Below are 17,560 nucleotides of genomic sequence, written 5' to 3' on the forward strand. Positions count from 1 at the left end.
TTTCTAACAGTTGCCGATCGTCAAATAATATCTAAAGATATATTTTTAGATACAAATCGTTCGCCATCGCGTCACAGGAAACCGACCATGCCCTTCCTCATCGACCGAGCGCGCGGCGCCCGCCGCCTGGTTCCCGCGCTCGCCGCGCTCGCGCTCGCCGGCTGCGCCCCGTTCGGCACGCAACGCCCGGCGGCCCGGATCACCCCCGTCGAGCAGCTCGACGCGGGCGCCGCGATCCGCTCCGCTGGCGCCGGCGCGCCGACGATCGCCGAACGCTGGTGGACCGCGTTCGGCGATGCCCAGCTGGATCGTCTCGTCGACGACGCGCTGGCCGGCGCACCGACGCTGCAGGCGCAGCGCGAACGCGTCGCGCAGGCGCTGGCCGACACCGACGTCGAAAACGCCGCGCTGCTGCCGCAGCTCGGCGCGACGGCGAGCGCAGTGCCGACCCGCCTGCCGGGCAGCTACCGGACGCCGCCGCCCGCGGCCGGACACTGGCAGGTCGACGCGCAGGCGCTCCTCGGCGCGTCGTGGGATCTCGACATCGCCGGCCGGCAGCACGCGCTGGCGCGCGCCGCGGCGCTGCGCGCGGACCAGCAGCGCGCGCTCGAGCACGCGGCAACCGTATCGCTGCAGGCGGCGATCGTCGAAACCTATCTGCAGCTCGCGCTCGAACAGCAACTGCTCGCGATCGCGCGCGATACGCTGCAGCAGCACAGCTATCTGCTCCGCCTCACGTCGCAACGCGCCGATGCCGGTCTCGACATGCAGGTCGCCGTGCTCAGGGCGAGCGAACCCATCCCGCACGCGCAGGCCGACATCAACACGCATGCGGCCGAGTCGGCCCGGCTGCGCCACCGGCTCGCCGCGCTCGTCGGCCGGGGGCCCGGTTACGCCGATGCGCTGAAGCCTGCCGCGCCGCCGGCGGCCGAGCTGCCGATGCCGGCCGTCCTGCCCGCGGCACTGATCGGCCGCCGGCCGGACGTGCTGGCCGCGCGCTACCGGGTCGAAGCCGAAGCGGCGAACATCGACGCGGCGCGCGCCGCGTTCTATCCGGACGTCAACCTGCTGGCCTTCGCCGGCGTGCAGAGCTTCGGCTTCCGCGCACTGTTCCACGGCAACAGCGGCACGTTCGGCGCGGGCCCCGCGATCACGCTGCCGATTTTCGAGGGCGGCCGCCTGCGCGCCGGCCTGCGCGCGCAAACCGCCGCCTACAACGCCGCCGTCGCGGTGTACGACGACACGGTCGTCAACGCGCTCGCACAGGTCAGCGACGCACTCGTCCAGATCGACACGCTCGGCCGGCAGCGTGCGCTTCAGCGCGAAGCGCTGGCGCGTGCGCAACAGACCTACGACATCGAGACGCAGCGCTACCGGAAAGGCATTTCCGGCTACCTCGACGTGCTGCTCGCGCAAGGCCGCCTGCTCGACGATCGCGCGTCGGTCGCGCGTGCGGATGCGTCGTTCGCGATCGAGCATGCCCGCCTGATCGCCGCGCTCGGCGGCACCACTTCCACTGGAGTCACGCAATGAACCGTCCCGAATCCCCCGCCGCCGAGCCGCCGCTGCAACGCGCGCGCCGGCGCTACTTCCGCTGGTTCTTCATCGCGCTCGCCGGCGCGGCCGGCCTCGCCGCCGTCGCGTGGGCCACCACGCGCGGCACCGAGACGACCGACGATGCGTACGTGTCCGGCGACGTCGTGCAGATCTCGCCGCAGATCGGCGGGACCGTCGACGCGGTGCGCGTGCAGAACGCCGACTGGGTCCGTCCGGGCGACCTGCTGTTCAGCGTCGACAAGACCGATGCCCGGCTCGCGCTGGACGAAGCGGTCGCGCAACTCGCGCGCGCGGTGCGCCAATACCGCACCGCGCATGCGGACGCGGTGCGCGAAGAAGCGCAGATCCGGGTGCGGCGCACCGAATGGTCCAAGGCGAACGACGACCTGCAGCGCCGGCTGAGCCTCGCGCAAGACGGCGGCGTGTCGCGCGAGGATCTTCGCCATGCGCGGGATGCGATGGACGGCGCGGCAGCCGCGCTGAACGCGCAGCAGGCCGCGTACGATGCGACGCTCGCGCACACCGACGGCACGTCGATCGACACGAATCCGCTCGTGCGCGCGGCGGCGTCCCGGGTCCGCAGCGCGGCGCTCGCGCTGCGCCGCACCGAAATACGCGCGCCGCTCGGCGGGCTCGTCACGCGCCGGGTCGTGCAGGTCGGCCAGCACGTCTCGCCCGGCACGCCGTCGCTGGCGCTCGTGCCGCTCGATCACGTGTGGGTCGAAGCCAACTTCAAGGAATCGCAACTGCGCGGCATGCGCGCCGGGCAGCCGGTCGAGCTGTTCTCGGACCTGTACGGCAGCGACGTGGTGTTCCACGGGCGCGTCGTCGGGCTCGAAGCCGGCACCGGCGCCGCCTTCGCGGCCGTGCCCGCGCAGAACGCGACCGGCAACTGGATCAAGGTCGTCCAGCGCGTGCCGGTCCGGATCGCGCTCGATCCCGCCGAGCTGCGCGCGCACCCGCTGCGCATCGGCCTGTCGATGACGGCATCGGTGCCGGTCGATCACGGCCCCGGCACCGCATCGGCGTCGCCGCCCGCCCATGCGCCCGAAGCGCGCCGGTCGATCGACGCCACGTCGATCTATCGCGACGACGACGAAGCGGGCGATGCGCTCGTCGCCGAGACGATTCGCGCGAACAGCGGCGCGCGCCCGCTCGCACCGGGAGCCTGACGATGCGCTTCTTCGCCCGGAACGCGGCGCCGAAACTGCCGCTGGAGCCGCTCGCCGGCATGCCGCTGGCGCTCGTCGCGATCGCGGTCAGCGTCGCGAATTTCATGCAGACGCTCGACCTGACGATCGCGAACGTCGCCGTCCCGACCATCGCGGGCGATCTCGGCGTCGCGCCGGACATGGGCACGTGGATGCTGACCTCGTTCGCGACGCCGCTCGCGATCACGCTGCCGCTCACCGGCTGGCTCACGCAGCGCTTCGGCCAGGTGCGGCTGTTCCGCGTGTCGGTGCTGCTGTTCGTGCTCACGTCGATCCTGTGCGGGATGGCGCCGAACTTCGAGTCGCTGCTGCTGTTTCGCGCGCTTCAGGGCGCCGCGTCGGGCCCGATCACCGCGCTGTCCCAGGCGCTGCTGCTCGCGGTATTCCCGTCGACGCGCCGCCACGTCGCACTGGCCGTGTGGCAGACCACGACGTTCGTCGCGCCGGTGCTCGGGCCAATCGCCGGCGGCTGGATCACCGACAACCTGAGCTGGCCGTACATCTTCTACGTGAACGTGCCGCCGGGCGTGCTCGTGCTGGGCGTGCTCGCGCGGCTGCTGGCGGGACGCGACAACGCGACGCGGCGGCTGCCGGTCGACGTCGTCGGGCTGCTGCTGCTCACCGCCGCGTTCGGTTCGTTCCAGTTGCTGCTCGATCGCGGCCAGAACCTCGACTGGTTCGCATCCGACGAAATTCGCATGCTGGCGGTCGTGGGCGTCGTGTCGTTCATCGCGCTGATCCTCTGGGAGCTGACCGACAGCCATCCGATCGTCGACCTGCGGCTGTTCGCGGACCGCAACTTCACGACGAGCACGCTCGCGATCACGGTCGGCTTCGGGCTCTACTTCGGCGCGCTGGTGCTCGTGCCGCTGTGGCTGCAGACCCAGCAGGGATACACGGCCACGTGGGCCGGCATCGCCACCGCGCCGCTGGGCCTCGCGGGGATCGTGATCGCGCCGCTGCTCGGCCGCTTCCAGGGTCGCACCGACCCGCGCCTGCTCGCGACCGTCGCGCTCGTCGGCTGGGGCGCCGCATCGTTCTGGCGCATGCACTTCAACAGCGACGTGACGATCGGCGACATCGCGGCCAATTCGCTGCTGATGGGCGCCGCCACCGCGTTCTTCATCACGCCGCTCGTGTCGCTGTCGCTCGCCGGGCTGCCCCGCGAGCGGCTGCCCGCGGCATCCGGGCTGCAGAACGCGCTGCGGCGGATCGGCACCAGCGTCGCGACGGCGGTTGCGCCGACCTACTTCGAGCGCCGCTCCCGCGTGCACAACACCTATCTCGTCGACCACATCACGCCGTACGATTTCGCGTCCGGCGACTGGTTCGCGCGGCTCGATCACGCTGGGCTGTCGCCGTCCGGCGCGCTCGCGTCGGTCTCGCATGCGATCGACGTCGAAGCGCACATGCTCGCGCTGAACGACTTCTCGTTCGGCTGCCTGCTGCTGTTCGGCGCGACACTGCTGGCGGTCTGGTCGATCCGCTACCGCCATGCGTGACGCGTTCCTGACGGCAAAGCGCGCCCGCGCATGCACCACCGCCACAGCGTGCGCCGGGCAACGGCACGTGTGAAAACGTACGAGGAGAAATATCCGGAACCCGTCTCGCCCGACGGGAGCGACCGACCGGGTAACCGGGGCGCCGAAAGGCGGCGAAGGCATCCGCCGGATCGCATCGCCATCGCCGATGAATCGATCGTGCCGGTCGCACTCGACGGCACCCCATATGAAAAAGGGGCTCCGCGCCGATCGACACGGCGCGGAGCCCCTTCACCTGCACCGCTTAACGCGGATCGCCGGCGGCCGGAACGTACCCGTCGGCAAGGATGCCGATCGTCCGAGCGGCCGGCTCGCGCAACCGCTTCGCGGCCTGATAGCCCTCCGACCGATACCACTCGCGGGCGCGCTCCGCCGACTCGAATTCGAGCACGACGACGCGCTTCGGCGCCCAGTCTCCTTCCAGCGTCTCGACTTCGGCGCCGCGCACCAGGAAGCGCCCGCCGTACGCGGCCACCGTCGGCGCGCCGAGCCGGCGGTACGCCTGGTATGCGTCGACGTCGTGCACGTCGATATCGAACACCACGTACGCGCTCATGACCGCACCTCCGCCGGCGCCGGCGCCGCCGCATCGGCCGGCGCGAGCTGCACGAACACGCGGCCGTTCTCGATCTTCACCGGATAGGTGCGCACGCACGTCGTCAGCGGCGCGCACAGCGCGATGCCGGTCCGCACGCTGAAGCGCCCCTGATGCAGCGGGCACTCGATCTCGTCGTCGAGCAGGAAACCGTCGCTCAGGCGTGCGTCGCCGTGCGTGCACTGGTTCTCGGTCGCGAAGATCTCGTCGCCGACCGCATACAGCGCGATGTCGCGGCCGCCCACCCGGACGCCGAGTATTCCGTCGGTGCGCACCGCTTCCGGCGCAACCGCATCGATCCATTCCGTAGTCACTTTCGGCACCTCGTTCAGATCGGATAAATCAGCGAGTTCGGAATCATCTCGCTGTCGTAGACGCAGATGCGCGACTCGAAACGCAGCCCCTGCGGCGTGCGCACGATCCGGTCCAGATAGCGCCCCGTGTTGTACACGTCGCTCATCTGCTCGGTCTTCGTGCGCAGCACCGCGTAGTTCGTCTCCGCCTCGATCGCCGCGTCGTCGAGATACGTGACGAGCGGCAGCCCGATCACGTGGCGCTGGTAGTACGGGTCGAAGAACAGCGTCTCCTTGATCCCGTAGACGCGGTCCTTCAGCATGCCCTTGCTCTCGAAATCCATCACCGCGAGCGGCAGGCTGCGCTCGTGGTTCTCGCGCGGCACCACCGTGTACCGGCATTGCTCGGTGAAGAATTCCGGCCACGCATCCCAGTCGCCGCCGTCGAGCACGGCCGCATACCGCGCGTTGAGCTGGACGAGCGCGTAAAAATCCTCGAAGCTCGCGCCGCTCGCGTGGGGCACCGCGGCCAGCCGGTCCGTTCGTGTCGTGATCGTGCTCATTCAGGCCTCCATCACTTGGCGCCAGTACTGGTACATGCCGCGCACCAGCGTTTCGCTGACCATATGGTCGGTTTGCTCGTCGATCTGCCGGCCGCCGAGTTCGTTGTAGACGTTGCCGTGCTGGATCTGCTCGAAGCTCTGCTGCACGCATTCGATGACCTCGCCGTCGTCCGCCGACACGAAACCGGCCGGCCCGAACAGATTGGCCTGGCGCAGGCGACGCCGCGTCATCTCCTCGGTGTCGGTCTCGAAACCGAAATGCGTCCACACGTAGTCGAACACGCCCGGGCCGATTGGCCGGATGCGACGCGTCGACAGCGCATTGACCTGCTGCTGGATGATGACGCTCGGCATCAGCGTGAGCATCACGACCGTCGGATCGCCCCACCACGGTTCGTGCACGACATCGAGGAAGCGGTCGTCGTGCAGCGTCATGCGCTCCTTGAAGCTGGTCACGTTGTGGGTCACCTCGCCGCCGCCGCCGCCGCTGCGGATCGACACCATCGCGCCGTGCCGGTGATGCGCATCGGTCACGAGCTTGGCGGGATTGTCCGCGCGCCACAGGCCGAAGTTGACGAACCAGGTATGCAGCAGCCCCGCGTGATACGGATCCTTGATGTTCTCGACCATCAGCTTCCAGTTGCTCGGCACGCGCTGCCGCGTGTAGCCGAGCACGGTCAGCTTCGGGCCGTGGAACAGGCGATCGTAGTAAGGCAGGATGCGCGGGCCGAGGAAATCCTCGAACGATTCGACGTTCTCGTCGAACGACGCGAACACGGCACCGCCGCGCGTCGACACGCGCAGGCGCCGCAGCGCGTGCTTGCCCGGATCGAAATCCGCCGGCATGCCGCCGTTGATCGTGCCGCCCTGACGCACGCCGCGCCGGAACGGCACACCGATCAGGTTGCCCTTCAGGTCGTAGTTCCACTGGTGATACGGGCAGTGGAAATCCTTCGCTTTCCCCGAGCGCTCGCGGCAGAACTGCATGCCGCGGTGCGCGCACGCGTTTTCGAAGACGACGATTTCGCCGTCCTCCGTGCGCGTCATCACGACGGATCGCTCGCCGACTTCCGTGCGCTGGAAATCGCCGGGAGACGGCACTTCGGCTTCGAGGCCGATGTAGCACCAGTGATTCGCGTAGAACAGGCGCTCGAGTTCGCGCTGGTACAGCGCTTCACTCGTGTACGCCTCGTATGGCGTGCGGCTGGCGCCGTCGCCTTTCCAGTCGAGCGCGCGGGCGATGTCGATGGGTGAGTTCAAGAGAGCTCCTTTCAGTAAGAAACGGCCTGCATCGCGACGGCGGCGCCGTGCGCGATGAAGCCGGCTGGCGAACGCCGCCGCGCAACCGCCGCGGCAGCCAACTGCTCGACGAGCTCGGCCGTGTGATCCCAGCCGAGACATGCGTCGGTAATGCTTTGGCCGAACACCGGCGGCGTGCCCGGCACCAGGTCCTGCCGCCCCTCGACGAGGAACGACTCGATCATCACGCCCACGATCGCGCGCTCCCCGCGATGCAGTTGCGCGGCGAGGTTGCCGCAGACGTCGATCTGCGCGCGCGTCTGCTTGCCGCTGTTGCCATGGCTCGCGTCGATCACGACATACGGGGGAAGATGCGCGTCGCGCAGCGCGGCGCAGGCAGCCGCGACGCTGGCGGCGTCGTAGTTCGGGGTCTTGCCGCCGCGCAGCACGATATGCGTGTCGGGATTGCCGCGCGTGGTCGCGATTTCAACGCTGCCGGAGACGGACGACCTCAGGTAACTGTGCGACACGCGCGACGCGCGGATCGCGTCGATCGCGACCTTCACGTTGCCGTCGGTGCCGTTCTTGAAGCCGACCGGCAGGTCGAGCCCCGACGCCGCCTGGCGATGGATCTGCGATTCGGTCGTCCGCGCGCCGATCGCGCCCCAGGACACGAGGTCGTCGAGATACGGCGCGGTCATCGGGTCGAGAAATTCGGTCGCGGCCGGCAGCCCCAGCGCATTGATGCCGAGCAGCACCTTGCGCGCAACGCGCAGGCCGTCCTCGATCCGGAAACTGCCGTCTAGATACGGGTCGTTCAGGAGCCCTTTCCAGCCCACCGTGGTGCGCGGCTTTTCAAAATAGACGCGCATCACGATCTCGAGCACATCGGCGTACCGCTCGCGCAGCGGCGCGAGCCGGCGCGCGAACGTCAGCGCGGCCTCCGCATCATGGATCGAACACGGGCCGACGATCAGCGCAAGCCGGTCGTCCTCGCCCGCGATGATGCGCGCCAATGCACGCCGCGCATCGCCGATCGACCGTGCCAGGCCGGGATCGCACGGCAACTCGGCGCGCAACCGCTGCGCACTGATCACCGCCACGCCTTGCGTCAACGCTGCCCCAACGGATTTTTCCATTTAACGCTCCACTCTCGCTGATCGGATGCCGATTTACGGAGGCAATTAGAGCGCGGTCAAATCCCCGGTGATACTGTCATTTATCTCAGAAGCATTTCACATAGTGGATATCTGTGATTTCCGACAGTATTCCGATATGCGGATCGCGTCTAACTTAACTCCTGCGCAAACACGTTCTCACCCGCCGTTCTGCCAAGGAGCCTGGTAATGACAAGAAAATATTTTGAAACCCGAATCGATGTGAAGTATCGGGAAACGGACGCGATGGGCCATGTGAGCAGCCCCGTCTATTACGATTATCTGCAGCACGCGTATCTGACCTACATGCACGATCTGCTCGAACTGCCCTATTCGGAAAAGCTGCCGCACATCATGGTCAAGACCTCGTGCGAATATCTGAAGCCCGCGCAGTACGGCGATACGATCACGGTCCGCAGCAGCGTCACGCGCTTCGGCTCGAAGAGCTTCGAACTGGAATACCTGATGGTGCGCGACGGGCAGGCGGACACCGGGGATTCGGCCGACGACCATGCGGTGGTTGCGCGGGCCGTGTCCACGCACGTGATGTTCGATTACGGCAGCAAGACCACGGTGCCGGTGCCGGAAGAGTTCAGGACGCGCGTGCTGTCGTTCCAGGGCGCGATCTGATGCCGCAACCGGGGGTCCACGGACGGACGCCCCGGTGCCGTTCATGCAAACACGATCAGGCCCATCAACACGGCTTTCACGACCGCATTGGTCTTGTTGGACGCATTGAGCTTCACAATCGATCTCGAAATATGGAAATTGATCGTGCGCTCGGTCAAGCCGAGAATGACGCCGATCTCATACGCGGTCTTCCCTTCCGCCGCCCATCGCAATACCTCGCATTCGCGCATACTCAGCGTGACATCCGCGGGAGTCGCTATATTCGCTGCAAACTGAACCATTCGTATCCCCATCCAGAATAAGACGCCAATATGTCAGATTCACGATTTCCAACGTTCACCTTAATTCACATACCCCTCGGATTGGATATTTATTATTTAAAGGCGTCACGAATGTTCGGCGAATTCAAAATCAAAAAATTCCCTGCCTATTATCTCCAGTGTTGTCCGAACGGAATCGAGCATACCGAATCGATTTACGCTTCGGAAGATGCACGAAACGCAATGTATCAATGACGTTGACGCACACCACCAGGGTTGCATGGCGCGTCACATCGAAGCGACCGCGCGGCTAGCGGGCGATCGCATCGGCAACGCACGGCGCGCAGATGCTGCGCACGCAATCGCGCAGCCAGCGATGCGCGGGGTCGCGATCGAAACGCGGGTGCCAGATCTGCGAGACGGTCAGGTCCGCGATCGGCAGCGGCAGCGTAAAGCTGTACATGCCGACGCGGGATCGCTCGGTCTGCCGCTCCGGCACGCTGGCAACGAAGTCCGAGCTGCGCGCGAGCGACAGCGCGGTCGGGAAGCTCGACACGACGGTGGTCACCGAGCGCGCGATGCCGAGGGAATCGAGCAGCGTATCGATCGGGCCGTTGAACTGCCCGCGGCGCGACACGCCCACTTGCGGAAACGACGCGAAACGTTGCGGCGTGATTTCGCCGGTCGCCAGCGGATGATCCGCGCGGACCACGCCAATGAAGCGGTCGCGAAACAGCGCCTGCACGCGCAGTTCCGGGCCGGCCTGCCCGATCACGCCGACTTCGAGATCGATGTCGCCGTTGCGCAGCGCATCGACATGCTTGTTCGGTTTGGGCGCGAAGCGCAGCCGCACGTCGGGCGCGGTGCGCGACGCGTGTTCGAGCAGTGCCGGCGCGAACGTCTCGACGAATGCCTCGTTCGCGCGAATCGAGAACGTGCGCTTGAGCGTACTCATGTCGACCCGTTCGCACGGGCACATGACCGAATGCGCCTCCATGACGAGCGCATGCACCCTGTCGCGCAACTCGAGCGCGCGCGGGGTCGGGACGAGATCGCGCCCTGCCCGCACCAGCAACGGGTCGCCCGTCATCACCCGCAGCCGCGCAAGCGAGCGGCTGAGTGCGGACGGACTGAGGCCGAGCGCGTTGGCCGCGCCCACGACGCTGTTCTCGGACAGCAATGCGTCCAGAACGACGAGAAGATTGAGGTCGATGGAAGTCGCCATGTTGCGCCCATGCTGTACTGTCGGGACCGGCCGGCCGATGGGCCAACGGCATCGTGCCTCGGGCGCATGTGCTCCGTGATTCGCGATATGCCGGAAATCGGCAGTCGCGCCGCCGAGCCTGACGCACGATCATGCGTCCGCCGAAACGGCGTGCAGTGAATGGCGGGGAGTATTCGTGCCGCTGAGAAAATCCGCTGCGGATTTATTGCACTTGTGAACGATTGTGCATCGCGCTGCAATAAATCGCAACCTGACGCGCCGAATATTCGGTTTAAATGAAACGATGCGTGCGAATGAACAATAAAACAAACCGATTCGATTCCGTCGATCCGTGCCTCGCGCATGCAAGCCGGCCGGTGAAGCAAAGCCCGCTGCAGCGAAGTCCGCGCGAACTTCACCAGGCGCTGCGTGGCCGGGCCCACCGACACGGCTTCCGCGCATCGGGATCGAATTACAGAACTTTTAGACTCTTCTATTGACTTTCACACCGATATTCCGTTTTTGGCGCGCATACGTTTCACGAAACAAATCCCGATCGGGCGATTCGCGCAGGTCTTCCCGCGATCCGAGAAAACCCGCTTGATCGTCCGGCACGCCCCTTTCGCGACTCGATCGGCATTTCACCCAGTCCGGTGATGTTTCGTCCCGTCTGCCCATTCCGAATTTTTACCCATGTAAAAATTTTGGCCAGAGAGAATGACGCGCTGAAACAGAGCGTCATCGGTCCATGCACGGCCCCCGCAAACCCTTTCAGACCCAGCCCAATCGCTGACCGGGAGACAAGATGCCCACGAACCAGGATTCACGCCCGATGGCCGAATCGGATCACGGAGAATTCTCGCTAAGCGAAGTCCCGCTCGAGAAACGCACCGGATTCGTCTCCATCACGATGGTGTTGTTGAGTTTCACGTTCTTCACCGGAACGATGTTCGCCGGCGGCAAGATCGGCGTCGCCTTCGACGTCGTCAGCATGATCCAGATCGCCGTGATCGGAAACCTGTTGCTCGCCGCCTATGCGGCGTCGCTCGCGCTGATCGCCGCCCGCAGCGGCCTGAATGCCGTGCTGATGGGGCGATTCTGCTTTGGGGAAGTCGGCAGCAAGCTGTCCGATTTTCTGCTCGGCTTCGCCGAACTCGGCTGGTACGCATGGGGAACCGCAACGGTGGCCATCGTATTGGTCAAGCTGCTCGGGTGGCCGGCCTCCGTTACCACGCCGCTGATGATCCTCTTCGGCTTCGGATTTTCCATCACGGCCATCATCGGATATCGCGGCATGGACGTGCTGTCGCGCGTCTCCGTGCCGTTGATGTTCGTGCTTCTGATGACGTCGATGTGGATCGCCACCCGCGATATCGGCGGCTGGGCCGGCCTCACGCACGTCGTGCCGTCTCATCCGATGCAGTTTTCGGCTGCCGTGACCATGGTCATCGGCACCTTTGCCAGCGGCGCCACCCAGGCAACCAACTGGACGCGCCTCGCACGCAGCGCGCGCAGCGCCGTGTGGGCAAGCATGATCGGATTCTTCGCGGGCAACGGCCTGATGATCGTCGCGGGCGCATACTGTGCAATCGTCTATCAGCAAGCCGACATCGTCGAGGTGATGATGCTGCAAGGCCTGTCGATCGCGGCGGTCGTGATGCTGTGCCTCAATCTCTGGACCATCCAGGGGCCGACGATGTACAACGTGGCGGCCGCCGGATGCCATCTGCTGCGCACCGAACGGCGGCGCACGCTCGTACTGGCGGGCGCGGCGATCGGCATCGTGCTCGCGGTCGGCGGAATGTACGAGTTGCTGATTCCGTTCCTGGTGCTGCTCGGCTCGATCATTCCTCCCGTCGGCGGCGTGATCATGGCGGACTACTGGTACCGCCATCGCGGGCAATATCCGTCGCTCGCTACCGCCCGCCTGCCGCGCTTCAATCCGGTCGGTCTGGCCGCGTATGCGATCGGCGCCATACTCGCCTATACGTCGCCGTGGATCGCGCCGATCGTCGGCATCGCGGCGTCCGCCGCCGCCTACATCGCGCTGCTGCAGATTTCCCGTGCGTTCTCCCGCGAACCGTCGGTCCAGGGTGAATGATTTCGCTTCACGCCCGCCCGGCCCCACGAACAAAAGGAATCCTCATGAAAATCGTCAACGCCAGATTACGCGGCCATAACGGCCTCTTCACGATAGACATCGATGCAGGCACGATTCGCGGCATCGACCTCCAGCCGTCGCCGCTGACGCCGCAAGGAGACGACGTCATCGATGCAGGCAGCAATCTCGTCATTCCGCCGCTGGTCGAGCCGCATATCCATCTGGATGCGACGCTGACCGCGGGCGAACCCGAGTGGAACATGAGCGGAACCCTGTTCGAAGGCATCGAGCGGTGGGGCCAGCGCAAGGCCACCATCACGCATGACGATACGAAATCCCGCGCCCACACCACGATCGGGATGCTGCGCGACAACGGCATCCAGCACGTGCGCACGCATGTGGACGTCACCGATCACACGCTTGCCGCGTTGAAGGCGATGCTCGAGGTCAGGGACGAGGCGCGCGATCTGATCGACCTGCAGATCGTCGCGTTCCCTCAGGAAGGCATCGAATCGTTCGAGAACGGACGTGCGCTGATGGAGCGCGCGATCGACATGGGCGCCGACGTCGTCGGCGGCATTCCGCATTTCGAGAATACCCGCGATCAGGGCGTGAGTTCCATCAAGTTCCTGATGGATCTCGCGGAACGCAAGGGCTGCCTGGTCGATGTCCATTGCGACGAGACCGACGATCCGCATTCGCGCTTCCTGGAGGTGCTCGCCGAGGAAGCGCGGGTTCGCGGGATGGGCGCGCGCGTCACCGCCAGCCACACGACCGCGATGGGTTCCTACGACAACGCTTACTGCTCGAAGCTGTTCCGGTTGCTGAAACGGTCGGGAATCCATTTTGTTTCGTGTCCAACCGAAAGCATCCACTTGCAGGGGCGTTTCGACACCTACCCGAAACGACGCGGCATTACGCGGGTGGCGGAACTCGATCGCGCCGGCATCAACGTGTGCTTCGGACAGGATTCGATCAAGGATCCGTGGTACCCCGTCGGCAACGGCAACATCCTGCGCATCCTCGACGTCGGCCTGCACGTGTGTCACATGCTCGGTTATGACGACCTGCAGCGCTGCCTCGACTTCGTCACGGAGCACAGCGCACATGCGATGTCGCTGGGCGATCGCTACGGCATCGCGGTCGGGCGGCCGGCCAATCTGCTGATCCTCGACGCGGATTGCGACTATGAAGTGATCCGCAAACAGGCAAAGGTGCGATTGTCGGTCCGCGCCGGGAAGGTCATCATGCAGCGCGCGCCTGAACGCATCACCTATCCTGAAGCGGGCACGCATTGAGCGGGCGACGACAACGCTGGCCCGACATGCTGGTGGAAAAAAAAACGATGAACCCGTCCGGGCCGACCGCAGGAACGGCCGCCCGGCCCCACGGCCGGCGGGAAGCGCTGCGCGACACGCTCGAGGCGGCCATTCTCGCCGCTGCCGAAGAATCGTTTTCCACGTACGGATTCGAGGGGAGCTCCGTTGCGACGATCGCGGCGGCCGCCGGCTTGTCGAAGCAGAACCTGATGTACTACTTCCCCACGAAACTGGCGCTCTACAAGCGCGTGCTGGACGACGTACTGCGCGACTGGCTGGGCAGGATGCGGGAGTTTGCGGCGCCCGATCGCGAGCCCGCGGAAGCGATGTCGGCCTATATCCGGGCCAAACTGGAATTCTCCAGAAATCGCCCGCATGGATCGCGGGTTTTCGCGCTGGAGATCATCGGCGGGGCAAAGACCTACGGAAAGGAAATCCGCAAGCAACTGATTCCGGTGTTGCGCGACGACATCCGCGTGCTCGAACGCTGGATCGACGCAGGCAAGGTCAGGCAGGTCGACGCCGAGCACCTGTTCTTCCTGATCTGGGCAGCCACGCAGGCGTATGCGGACTTCGCTCCCCAGATGCTGCAGGTGCTCGGCAAGCGCACGCTGGGAAGCGACGATTTCGACGCGGCTTACCGCACCATCTCGGGCCTGGTGCTCAAGGCGCTGATAACCGAAGACGGAACGACGGAATGACCGCTTGATCGCCTCCGTCGCCATTCGTGCACGGCGATCACGGAGGCATGCCCGGCTACCCGGCGCGATCAGCATTCGCCGGGGAAGTGCGGGACGACATCGCACGATGTGCGCTCGCCGCCCGCTCCACTGCGGCTCGCCGGGGAACCGCCGGTCAGTCGTCGTACTTGTAGCGCTTCTTGTTCTTGTGCTTGTTGCCGCGGTAATGGTCGTTGGAGCGCGAGTTGTTGCGCGACACGTGGCCGCCCAGCGCCGCACCCGCGCCGCCGCCCACGGCGGCACCGACGAGGCTGCCGGCCGTGCCGCCCATCGCGTTGCCCGCAGCGGCGCCTGCGCCGCCACCCAGTGCGCCGCCGACGACCGCGCCCGTGCGTTCGCGCTTGTTCGACGTCACCGCACCGCCTGCGCCACCGCCCACGGCCCCGCCGATGATGGCGCCCGTGCTCCCGCCGACCGCGTTGCCGACCGCCGCGCCCGCGACGCCACCCAGTGCGCCGCCCAGTGCGTTGTTCGTGTCGCCTGCCACGGCAGGCAGCGACGCCACCGCCGTCGCACCAACCACCACTGCCATCCCGGCCAACTTCTTCAGCATCTGTCTGCCCTTTCCGCTCTATGAGATATCGATGGGCGAATTTAGCACCTTTCCGTTAAGCCCATCGTAATGAAGCGTTAAATCGGGCGCTTTCCCGACCGGAATCGCCGCCGTGCCGAATCCGGCCCGCACGTTCGACCGCGCCACGACGCGACGGACGTTTCGCATCGGCTCCCCGGATTATCCCGGCGCGCTCTTCCTTCCCGCGCCTGCGATCCTGCATTACCATCGTGCGTCCGCCGCGCCTGCCCGCCTCCGGCAAGCGAGCCCAGCTACCTCACCGTTCCCGCACCGATGCTCGCCCTCGTCATCCTCGCCGGCCTCTGGGCCGGCCTGCAGAACACCCTCGCGGGCGGCGGCTCGTTCATCACGCTGCCCGCGCTGATCGTGTCGGGCATGTCGCCGCTCGCGGCAAACATCACGTCGACGGTCGCGCTGTTTCCCGCGCAGGTCACGACGGGCTGGGCGAGCCGAAACATGGTGCGCGGCGCCGGCAAGCTGTCGTTTCGCGCGCTGTTCCTGATCAGTGTCGTCGGCGGCGCGCTCGGCGGACTGCTGTTGCTGAAGACGCCTTCGTCGATCTTCTCGCACCTCGTGCCGTGGCTCGTGCTGTTCGCGACGATCGTATTCGCGTGGGGCAGCTTTTTCCGCAAGCCGAGCGAAGGCACCGCACACCTCGGCACGATTCCCGCCGCGATCTCGCAGTTCATGATCGCGATCTACGGCGGCTACTTCGGCGGCGGGCTCGGCTTCCTGATGATGGCCACGCTGACGATGGCGGGCCTGTCTCCGCGTCACGCGATGTCGACGAAGAATGCGCTCGCGGGCGTGATGAACGCATCGGCCGTCGTGCTGTTCCTGACGTCGCCGCAGTTGCACTGGGGCGCGGCACTCGCGCTCGGCGGCGGCGCGATCGTCGGCGGGCTGCTCGGCACATGGGCGCTGCATCGCGTGAACGAACGCGTGCTGCGGATCGGGATCGTCTGCATCGGTGCGTTGCTCACCGTCGGGTTGTTCGTCAAGCCGATCTGATACACGCACACCGTTGCCGCCGCGGCGGCAGTCATTCCGATTCACCGCCCGCGGCCCGGCACAAAGCGATCCTGCTCGGCGTTGTCCTCGACAATTTCCTGCCGTAGCCGCCGGTCTGACCCGGCGTGCGCGTTCAGCCGAACGGCCGCACGCCGATCAGCGGGCCATGCAGGAACAGCGCGAACACGGCCCACACGACGAGCCCGGCCACGATCGCCACCGCGTCGCCCGACAGCTTGCCGGCCGGATAACGAACGCCGTCGCGGCGATCGCGCGTGCGCGACACGACGAAATCGACGAGCGCCCACACGAAGAACGCACCGAACAACACGACCGCGTGCACCGTGCCGTTCATGAGCAGGTGCGCAACCGCCCAGACCATCACGCCGGCCAGCATCGGATGCCCGACGAGCGTCTTGATGCGGTTCGCAGGCACATAGGACGCGGCAATCAGCACGAACGCGACCGCGGTCAGCATGCCGGTGAGGTGGCGCACGCCGACGGGCGACACCCACAGCAGCGCAGCGCCCTCGCGCGCGACTCCGTAACCGCGGACGATCAGCACGAAGCCGACGATCGACGCGATCGCATAGCCGGCCTTCCAGCCTTTCTCGCCGATTCGCGCGATCATCGCGGAGCGCCAGCCGTCGGCGACGATCCGGATCGAGTGCACACCGAGGAAGATCGCTAAACCGAGAATCAGGACGAGCATCGGCTGTCTCCGTCTGGAATGATGAGTGGGGGAGCGTGCCGCGCGGCGTACGATGCGCCGTTCGCGGAGCCGGCGGCGAGGCCGGCGCGGGTCGCGCCGGGCACGAGCGCGATTCGCGCCGATCATAAACGCCGGGGCCGCCGTTGTGAAGCATGCAGAATGTGCGATGCGGCAAGCTTTACGCTTTTGTGCGCCCGATCCGCGGTCGCCCCGGTACCGTCACGTTTACCGTCGGCGCCCCTGCTGCGTCGATATTCGACGAAAAGAAAGGAGAACAGAAGTCTCGAAGTCGTTGCCTCGCGCCGATCGACACTAGGACTTCTTACGTGTCGATGACGATTTCGAAGCCAATTTGGGCGCCATTTCGGGCAACGGCTTTGCCGCCCGTTTCGATGCCGGCTTCGATTTCTGCCCCGTCGTCGATTTTGGCGCGGGTTTCGGCGAAGCTTTCGGTGCGGCCTTCGATGGCGGTTTCGGCGCCGCCCTCGCCTTGCGCTTCGGCGGCCCCGCCAGCAGCGCCGCGCGATACGCGCCGCGACACCAGTCGAACAGCGCGCCCGCATCCTCGAGCACATCGGCCGGCGTCTCGTAGTAGCCCTCGAGCGCGACGGTGCGCGTGCGCCCCGAATACGAGAACGGCCCCATCCCCGCCGCGACGAATGCCGGTCGGTTCACGTCGTCGACGCGCAGGAACAGCGACCCGCGCGCCAGGAAGCCGAACATCACGCCGTCGAGCCGCAGCGCGGCACCGCTGAAAAACCGCGTCACGTCGATATGGCCGAGGCTCGCGATCTGGTACGCGATCTCCTCGCCGTGCGCCTTGTCCGCCTGCCAGCTCATCGGGCGCCCTTGT

The 17,560-nt window shown here is 66.3% G+C and carries 18 protein-coding genes; 8 read left to right on the plus strand and 10 right to left on the minus strand.

Annotation, left to right across the window (positions count from 1 at the left end; genetic code table 11):
- The first annotated feature begins 87 nt into the window (after positions 1–87).
- Genes DM992_RS22135 through DM992_RS22145 form a run of 3 tightly spaced genes read left to right on the plus strand, consistent with a single transcriptional unit; the run spans position 88 to position 4,270 of the window.
- The gene (locus DM992_RS22135; protein WP_111018648.1) at positions 88–1,533 is read left to right on the plus strand and encodes an efflux transporter outer membrane subunit; all 1,446 of its coding nucleotides are present in this window, start codon (positions 88–90) and stop codon (positions 1,531–1,533) included.
- Positions 1,530–2,729, plus strand: a complete 1,200-nt coding sequence (locus DM992_RS22140; RefSeq protein ID WP_111018649.1) for an efflux RND transporter periplasmic adaptor subunit — start codon at positions 1,530–1,532, stop codon at positions 2,727–2,729. The genes DM992_RS22135 and DM992_RS22140 overlap by 4 nt, the downstream gene beginning before the upstream one ends.
- A 2-nt stretch (positions 2,730–2,731) precedes the next feature.
- Complete coding sequence (locus DM992_RS22145; protein ID WP_111018650.1) at positions 2,732–4,270, plus strand: DHA2 family efflux MFS transporter permease subunit; 1,539 nt, start codon at positions 2,732–2,734, stop codon at positions 4,268–4,270.
- A gap of 283 nt (positions 4,271–4,553) precedes the next feature.
- Here DM992_RS22145 and DM992_RS22150 read toward each other — a convergent pair whose 3' ends face one another.
- From DM992_RS22150 to DM992_RS22170, 5 genes are read right to left on the minus strand one after another with little or no spacing between them, the layout of a single operon-like run.
- The gene (locus DM992_RS22150) at positions 4,554–4,865 is read right to left on the minus strand and encodes a DUF1330 domain-containing protein (protein ID WP_047902672.1); all 312 of its coding nucleotides are present in this window, start codon (positions 4,863–4,865) and stop codon (positions 4,554–4,556) included.
- Entirely contained in the window at positions 4,862–5,218 is a 357-nt protein-coding gene (locus DM992_RS22155) for a non-heme iron oxygenase ferredoxin subunit (protein WP_111020347.1), read from the minus strand. Before DM992_RS22155 ends, DM992_RS22150 begins: the two co-directional genes overlap by 4 nt.
- 14 nt (positions 5,219–5,232) lie before the next feature.
- On the minus strand, positions 5,233–5,760 hold the full coding sequence (locus DM992_RS22160) for an aromatic-ring-hydroxylating dioxygenase subunit beta (protein WP_111018651.1): 528 nt from the start codon (positions 5,758–5,760) through the stop codon (positions 5,233–5,235).
- Positions 5,761–7,020 carry a Rieske 2Fe-2S domain-containing protein gene (locus DM992_RS22165; protein ID WP_111018652.1) on the minus strand — a complete coding sequence of 420 codons (1,260 nt, stop codon included), beginning with the start codon at positions 7,018–7,020 and terminating at the stop codon, positions 5,761–5,763. It lies immediately after the preceding gene.
- Positions 7,021–7,031: 11 nt separating this feature from the next.
- A complete protein-coding gene (locus DM992_RS22170) occupies positions 7,032–8,138 on the minus strand; it encodes a 3-deoxy-7-phosphoheptulonate synthase (protein WP_111018653.1) in 1,107 nt (368 codons plus the stop codon).
- Between the two features lie 207 nt (positions 8,139–8,345).
- Between DM992_RS22170 and DM992_RS22175 the strand changes: the two genes are divergently transcribed.
- Positions 8,346–8,786, plus strand: coding sequence for a thioesterase family protein (locus DM992_RS22175; RefSeq protein ID WP_111018654.1), 441 nt, complete (start codon positions 8,346–8,348; stop codon positions 8,784–8,786).
- Positions 8,787–8,827: 41 nt separating this feature from the next.
- On the opposite strand, the gene DM992_RS22180 is transcribed toward DM992_RS22175, so the two are convergent.
- Positions 8,828–9,067: a LuxR C-terminal-related transcriptional regulator gene (locus DM992_RS22180; protein WP_235212469.1), complete on the minus strand. Its 240-nt coding sequence runs from the start codon at positions 9,065–9,067 to the stop codon at positions 8,828–8,830.
- A 289-nt stretch (positions 9,068–9,356) separates the two neighbouring features.
- Positions 9,357–10,271 (minus strand): LysR family transcriptional regulator, encoded by a 915-nt coding sequence (locus DM992_RS22185; protein ID WP_111018655.1) that lies wholly within the window; start codon positions 10,269–10,271, stop codon positions 9,357–9,359.
- A gap of 811 nt (positions 10,272–11,082) precedes the next feature.
- Between DM992_RS22185 and codB the strand changes: the two genes are divergently transcribed.
- The 3 genes from codB to DM992_RS22200 are packed head-to-tail and all read left to right on the plus strand — an operon-like array spanning position 11,083 to position 14,371.
- The gene (codB, locus tag DM992_RS22190; RefSeq protein WP_111018656.1) at positions 11,083–12,351 is read left to right on the plus strand and encodes a cytosine permease; all 1,269 of its coding nucleotides are present in this window, start codon (positions 11,083–11,085) and stop codon (positions 12,349–12,351) included.
- A gap of 44 nt (positions 12,352–12,395) precedes the next feature.
- Positions 12,396–13,649: a cytosine deaminase gene (gene codA / locus DM992_RS22195; RefSeq protein WP_111018657.1), complete on the plus strand. Its 1,254-nt coding sequence runs from the start codon at positions 12,396–12,398 to the stop codon at positions 13,647–13,649.
- Positions 13,650–13,675: 26 nt separating this feature from the next.
- Positions 13,676–14,371, plus strand: a complete 696-nt coding sequence (locus tag DM992_RS22200; protein WP_239511428.1) for a TetR/AcrR family transcriptional regulator — start codon at positions 13,676–13,678, stop codon at positions 14,369–14,371.
- A gap of 154 nt (positions 14,372–14,525) precedes the next feature.
- Here DM992_RS22200 and DM992_RS22205 read toward each other — a convergent pair whose 3' ends face one another.
- Positions 14,526–14,963: a hypothetical protein gene (locus tag DM992_RS22205; RefSeq protein ID WP_111018658.1), complete on the minus strand. Its 438-nt coding sequence runs from the start codon at positions 14,961–14,963 to the stop codon at positions 14,526–14,528.
- 294 nt (positions 14,964–15,257) lie between these two features.
- Between DM992_RS22205 and DM992_RS22210 the strand changes: the two genes are divergently transcribed.
- Complete coding sequence (locus tag DM992_RS22210) at positions 15,258–15,995, plus strand: sulfite exporter TauE/SafE family protein (protein WP_111018659.1); 738 nt, start codon at positions 15,258–15,260, stop codon at positions 15,993–15,995.
- A gap of 133 nt (positions 15,996–16,128) precedes the next feature.
- Here DM992_RS22210 and DM992_RS22215 read toward each other — a convergent pair whose 3' ends face one another.
- Positions 16,129–16,707 (minus strand): NnrU family protein, encoded by a 579-nt coding sequence (locus tag DM992_RS22215; protein ID WP_111018660.1) that lies wholly within the window; start codon positions 16,705–16,707, stop codon positions 16,129–16,131.
- Between the two features lie 312 nt (positions 16,708–17,019).
- Complete coding sequence (locus DM992_RS22220) at positions 17,020–17,547, minus strand: TfoX/Sxy family protein (RefSeq protein WP_111018661.1); 528 nt, start codon at positions 17,545–17,547, stop codon at positions 17,020–17,022.
- Between the last annotated feature and the right edge of the window lie 13 nt (positions 17,548–17,560).

The sequence above is a fragment of the Burkholderia sp. JP2-270 genome (assembly GCF_003233675.1).
In the GTDB taxonomy this organism is placed as follows: Bacteria; Pseudomonadota; Gammaproteobacteria; order Burkholderiales; family Burkholderiaceae; genus Burkholderia; species Burkholderia pyrrocinia_C.

What these genes read in the sequence shown, in the direction of transcription:
- DM992_RS22135 (WP_111018648.1), top strand. Translation starts at nt 88, where the DNA reads ATGCCCTTCCTCATCGACCGAGCGCGCGGCGCCCGCCGCCTGGTTCCC.
- DM992_RS22140 (WP_111018649.1), top strand. Translation starts at nt 1,530, where the DNA reads ATGAACCGTCCCGAATCCCCCGCCGCCGAGCCGCCGCTGCAACGCGCG.
- DM992_RS22145 (WP_111018650.1), top strand. Translation starts at nt 2,732, where the DNA reads ATGCGCTTCTTCGCCCGGAACGCGGCGCCGAAACTGCCGCTGGAGCCG.
- DM992_RS22150 (WP_047902672.1), bottom strand. Translation starts at nt 4,865, where the DNA reads ATGAGCGCGTACGTGGTGTTCGATATCGACGTGCACGACGTCGACGCA.
- DM992_RS22160 (WP_111018651.1), bottom strand. Translation starts at nt 5,760, where the DNA reads ATGAGCACGATCACGACACGAACGGACCGGCTGGCCGCGGTGCCCCAC.
- DM992_RS22170 (WP_111018653.1), bottom strand. Translation starts at nt 8,138, where the DNA reads ATGGAAAAATCCGTTGGGGCAGCGTTGACGCAAGGCGTGGCGGTGATC.
- DM992_RS22175 (WP_111018654.1), top strand. Translation starts at nt 8,346, where the DNA reads ATGACAAGAAAATATTTTGAAACCCGAATCGATGTGAAGTATCGGGAA.
- DM992_RS22180 (WP_235212469.1), bottom strand. Translation starts at nt 9,067, where the DNA reads ATGGTTCAGTTTGCAGCGAATATAGCGACTCCCGCGGATGTCACGCTG.
- DM992_RS22185 (WP_111018655.1), bottom strand. Translation starts at nt 10,271, where the DNA reads ATGGCGACTTCCATCGACCTCAATCTTCTCGTCGTTCTGGACGCATTG.
- codB (WP_111018656.1), top strand. Translation starts at nt 11,083, where the DNA reads ATGGCCGAATCGGATCACGGAGAATTCTCGCTAAGCGAAGTCCCGCTC.
- codA (WP_111018657.1), top strand. Translation starts at nt 12,396, where the DNA reads ATGAAAATCGTCAACGCCAGATTACGCGGCCATAACGGCCTCTTCACG.
- DM992_RS22200 (WP_239511428.1), top strand. Translation starts at nt 13,676, where the DNA reads ATGCTGGTGGAAAAAAAAACGATGAACCCGTCCGGGCCGACCGCAGGA.
- DM992_RS22205 (WP_111018658.1), bottom strand. Translation starts at nt 14,963, where the DNA reads ATGCTGAAGAAGTTGGCCGGGATGGCAGTGGTGGTTGGTGCGACGGCG.
- DM992_RS22210 (WP_111018659.1), top strand. Translation starts at nt 15,258, where the DNA reads ATGCTCGCCCTCGTCATCCTCGCCGGCCTCTGGGCCGGCCTGCAGAAC.
- DM992_RS22215 (WP_111018660.1), bottom strand. Translation starts at nt 16,707, where the DNA reads ATGCTCGTCCTGATTCTCGGTTTAGCGATCTTCCTCGGTGTGCACTCG.
- DM992_RS22220 (WP_111018661.1), bottom strand. Translation starts at nt 17,547, where the DNA reads ATGAGCTGGCAGGCGGACAAGGCGCACGGCGAGGAGATCGCGTACCAG.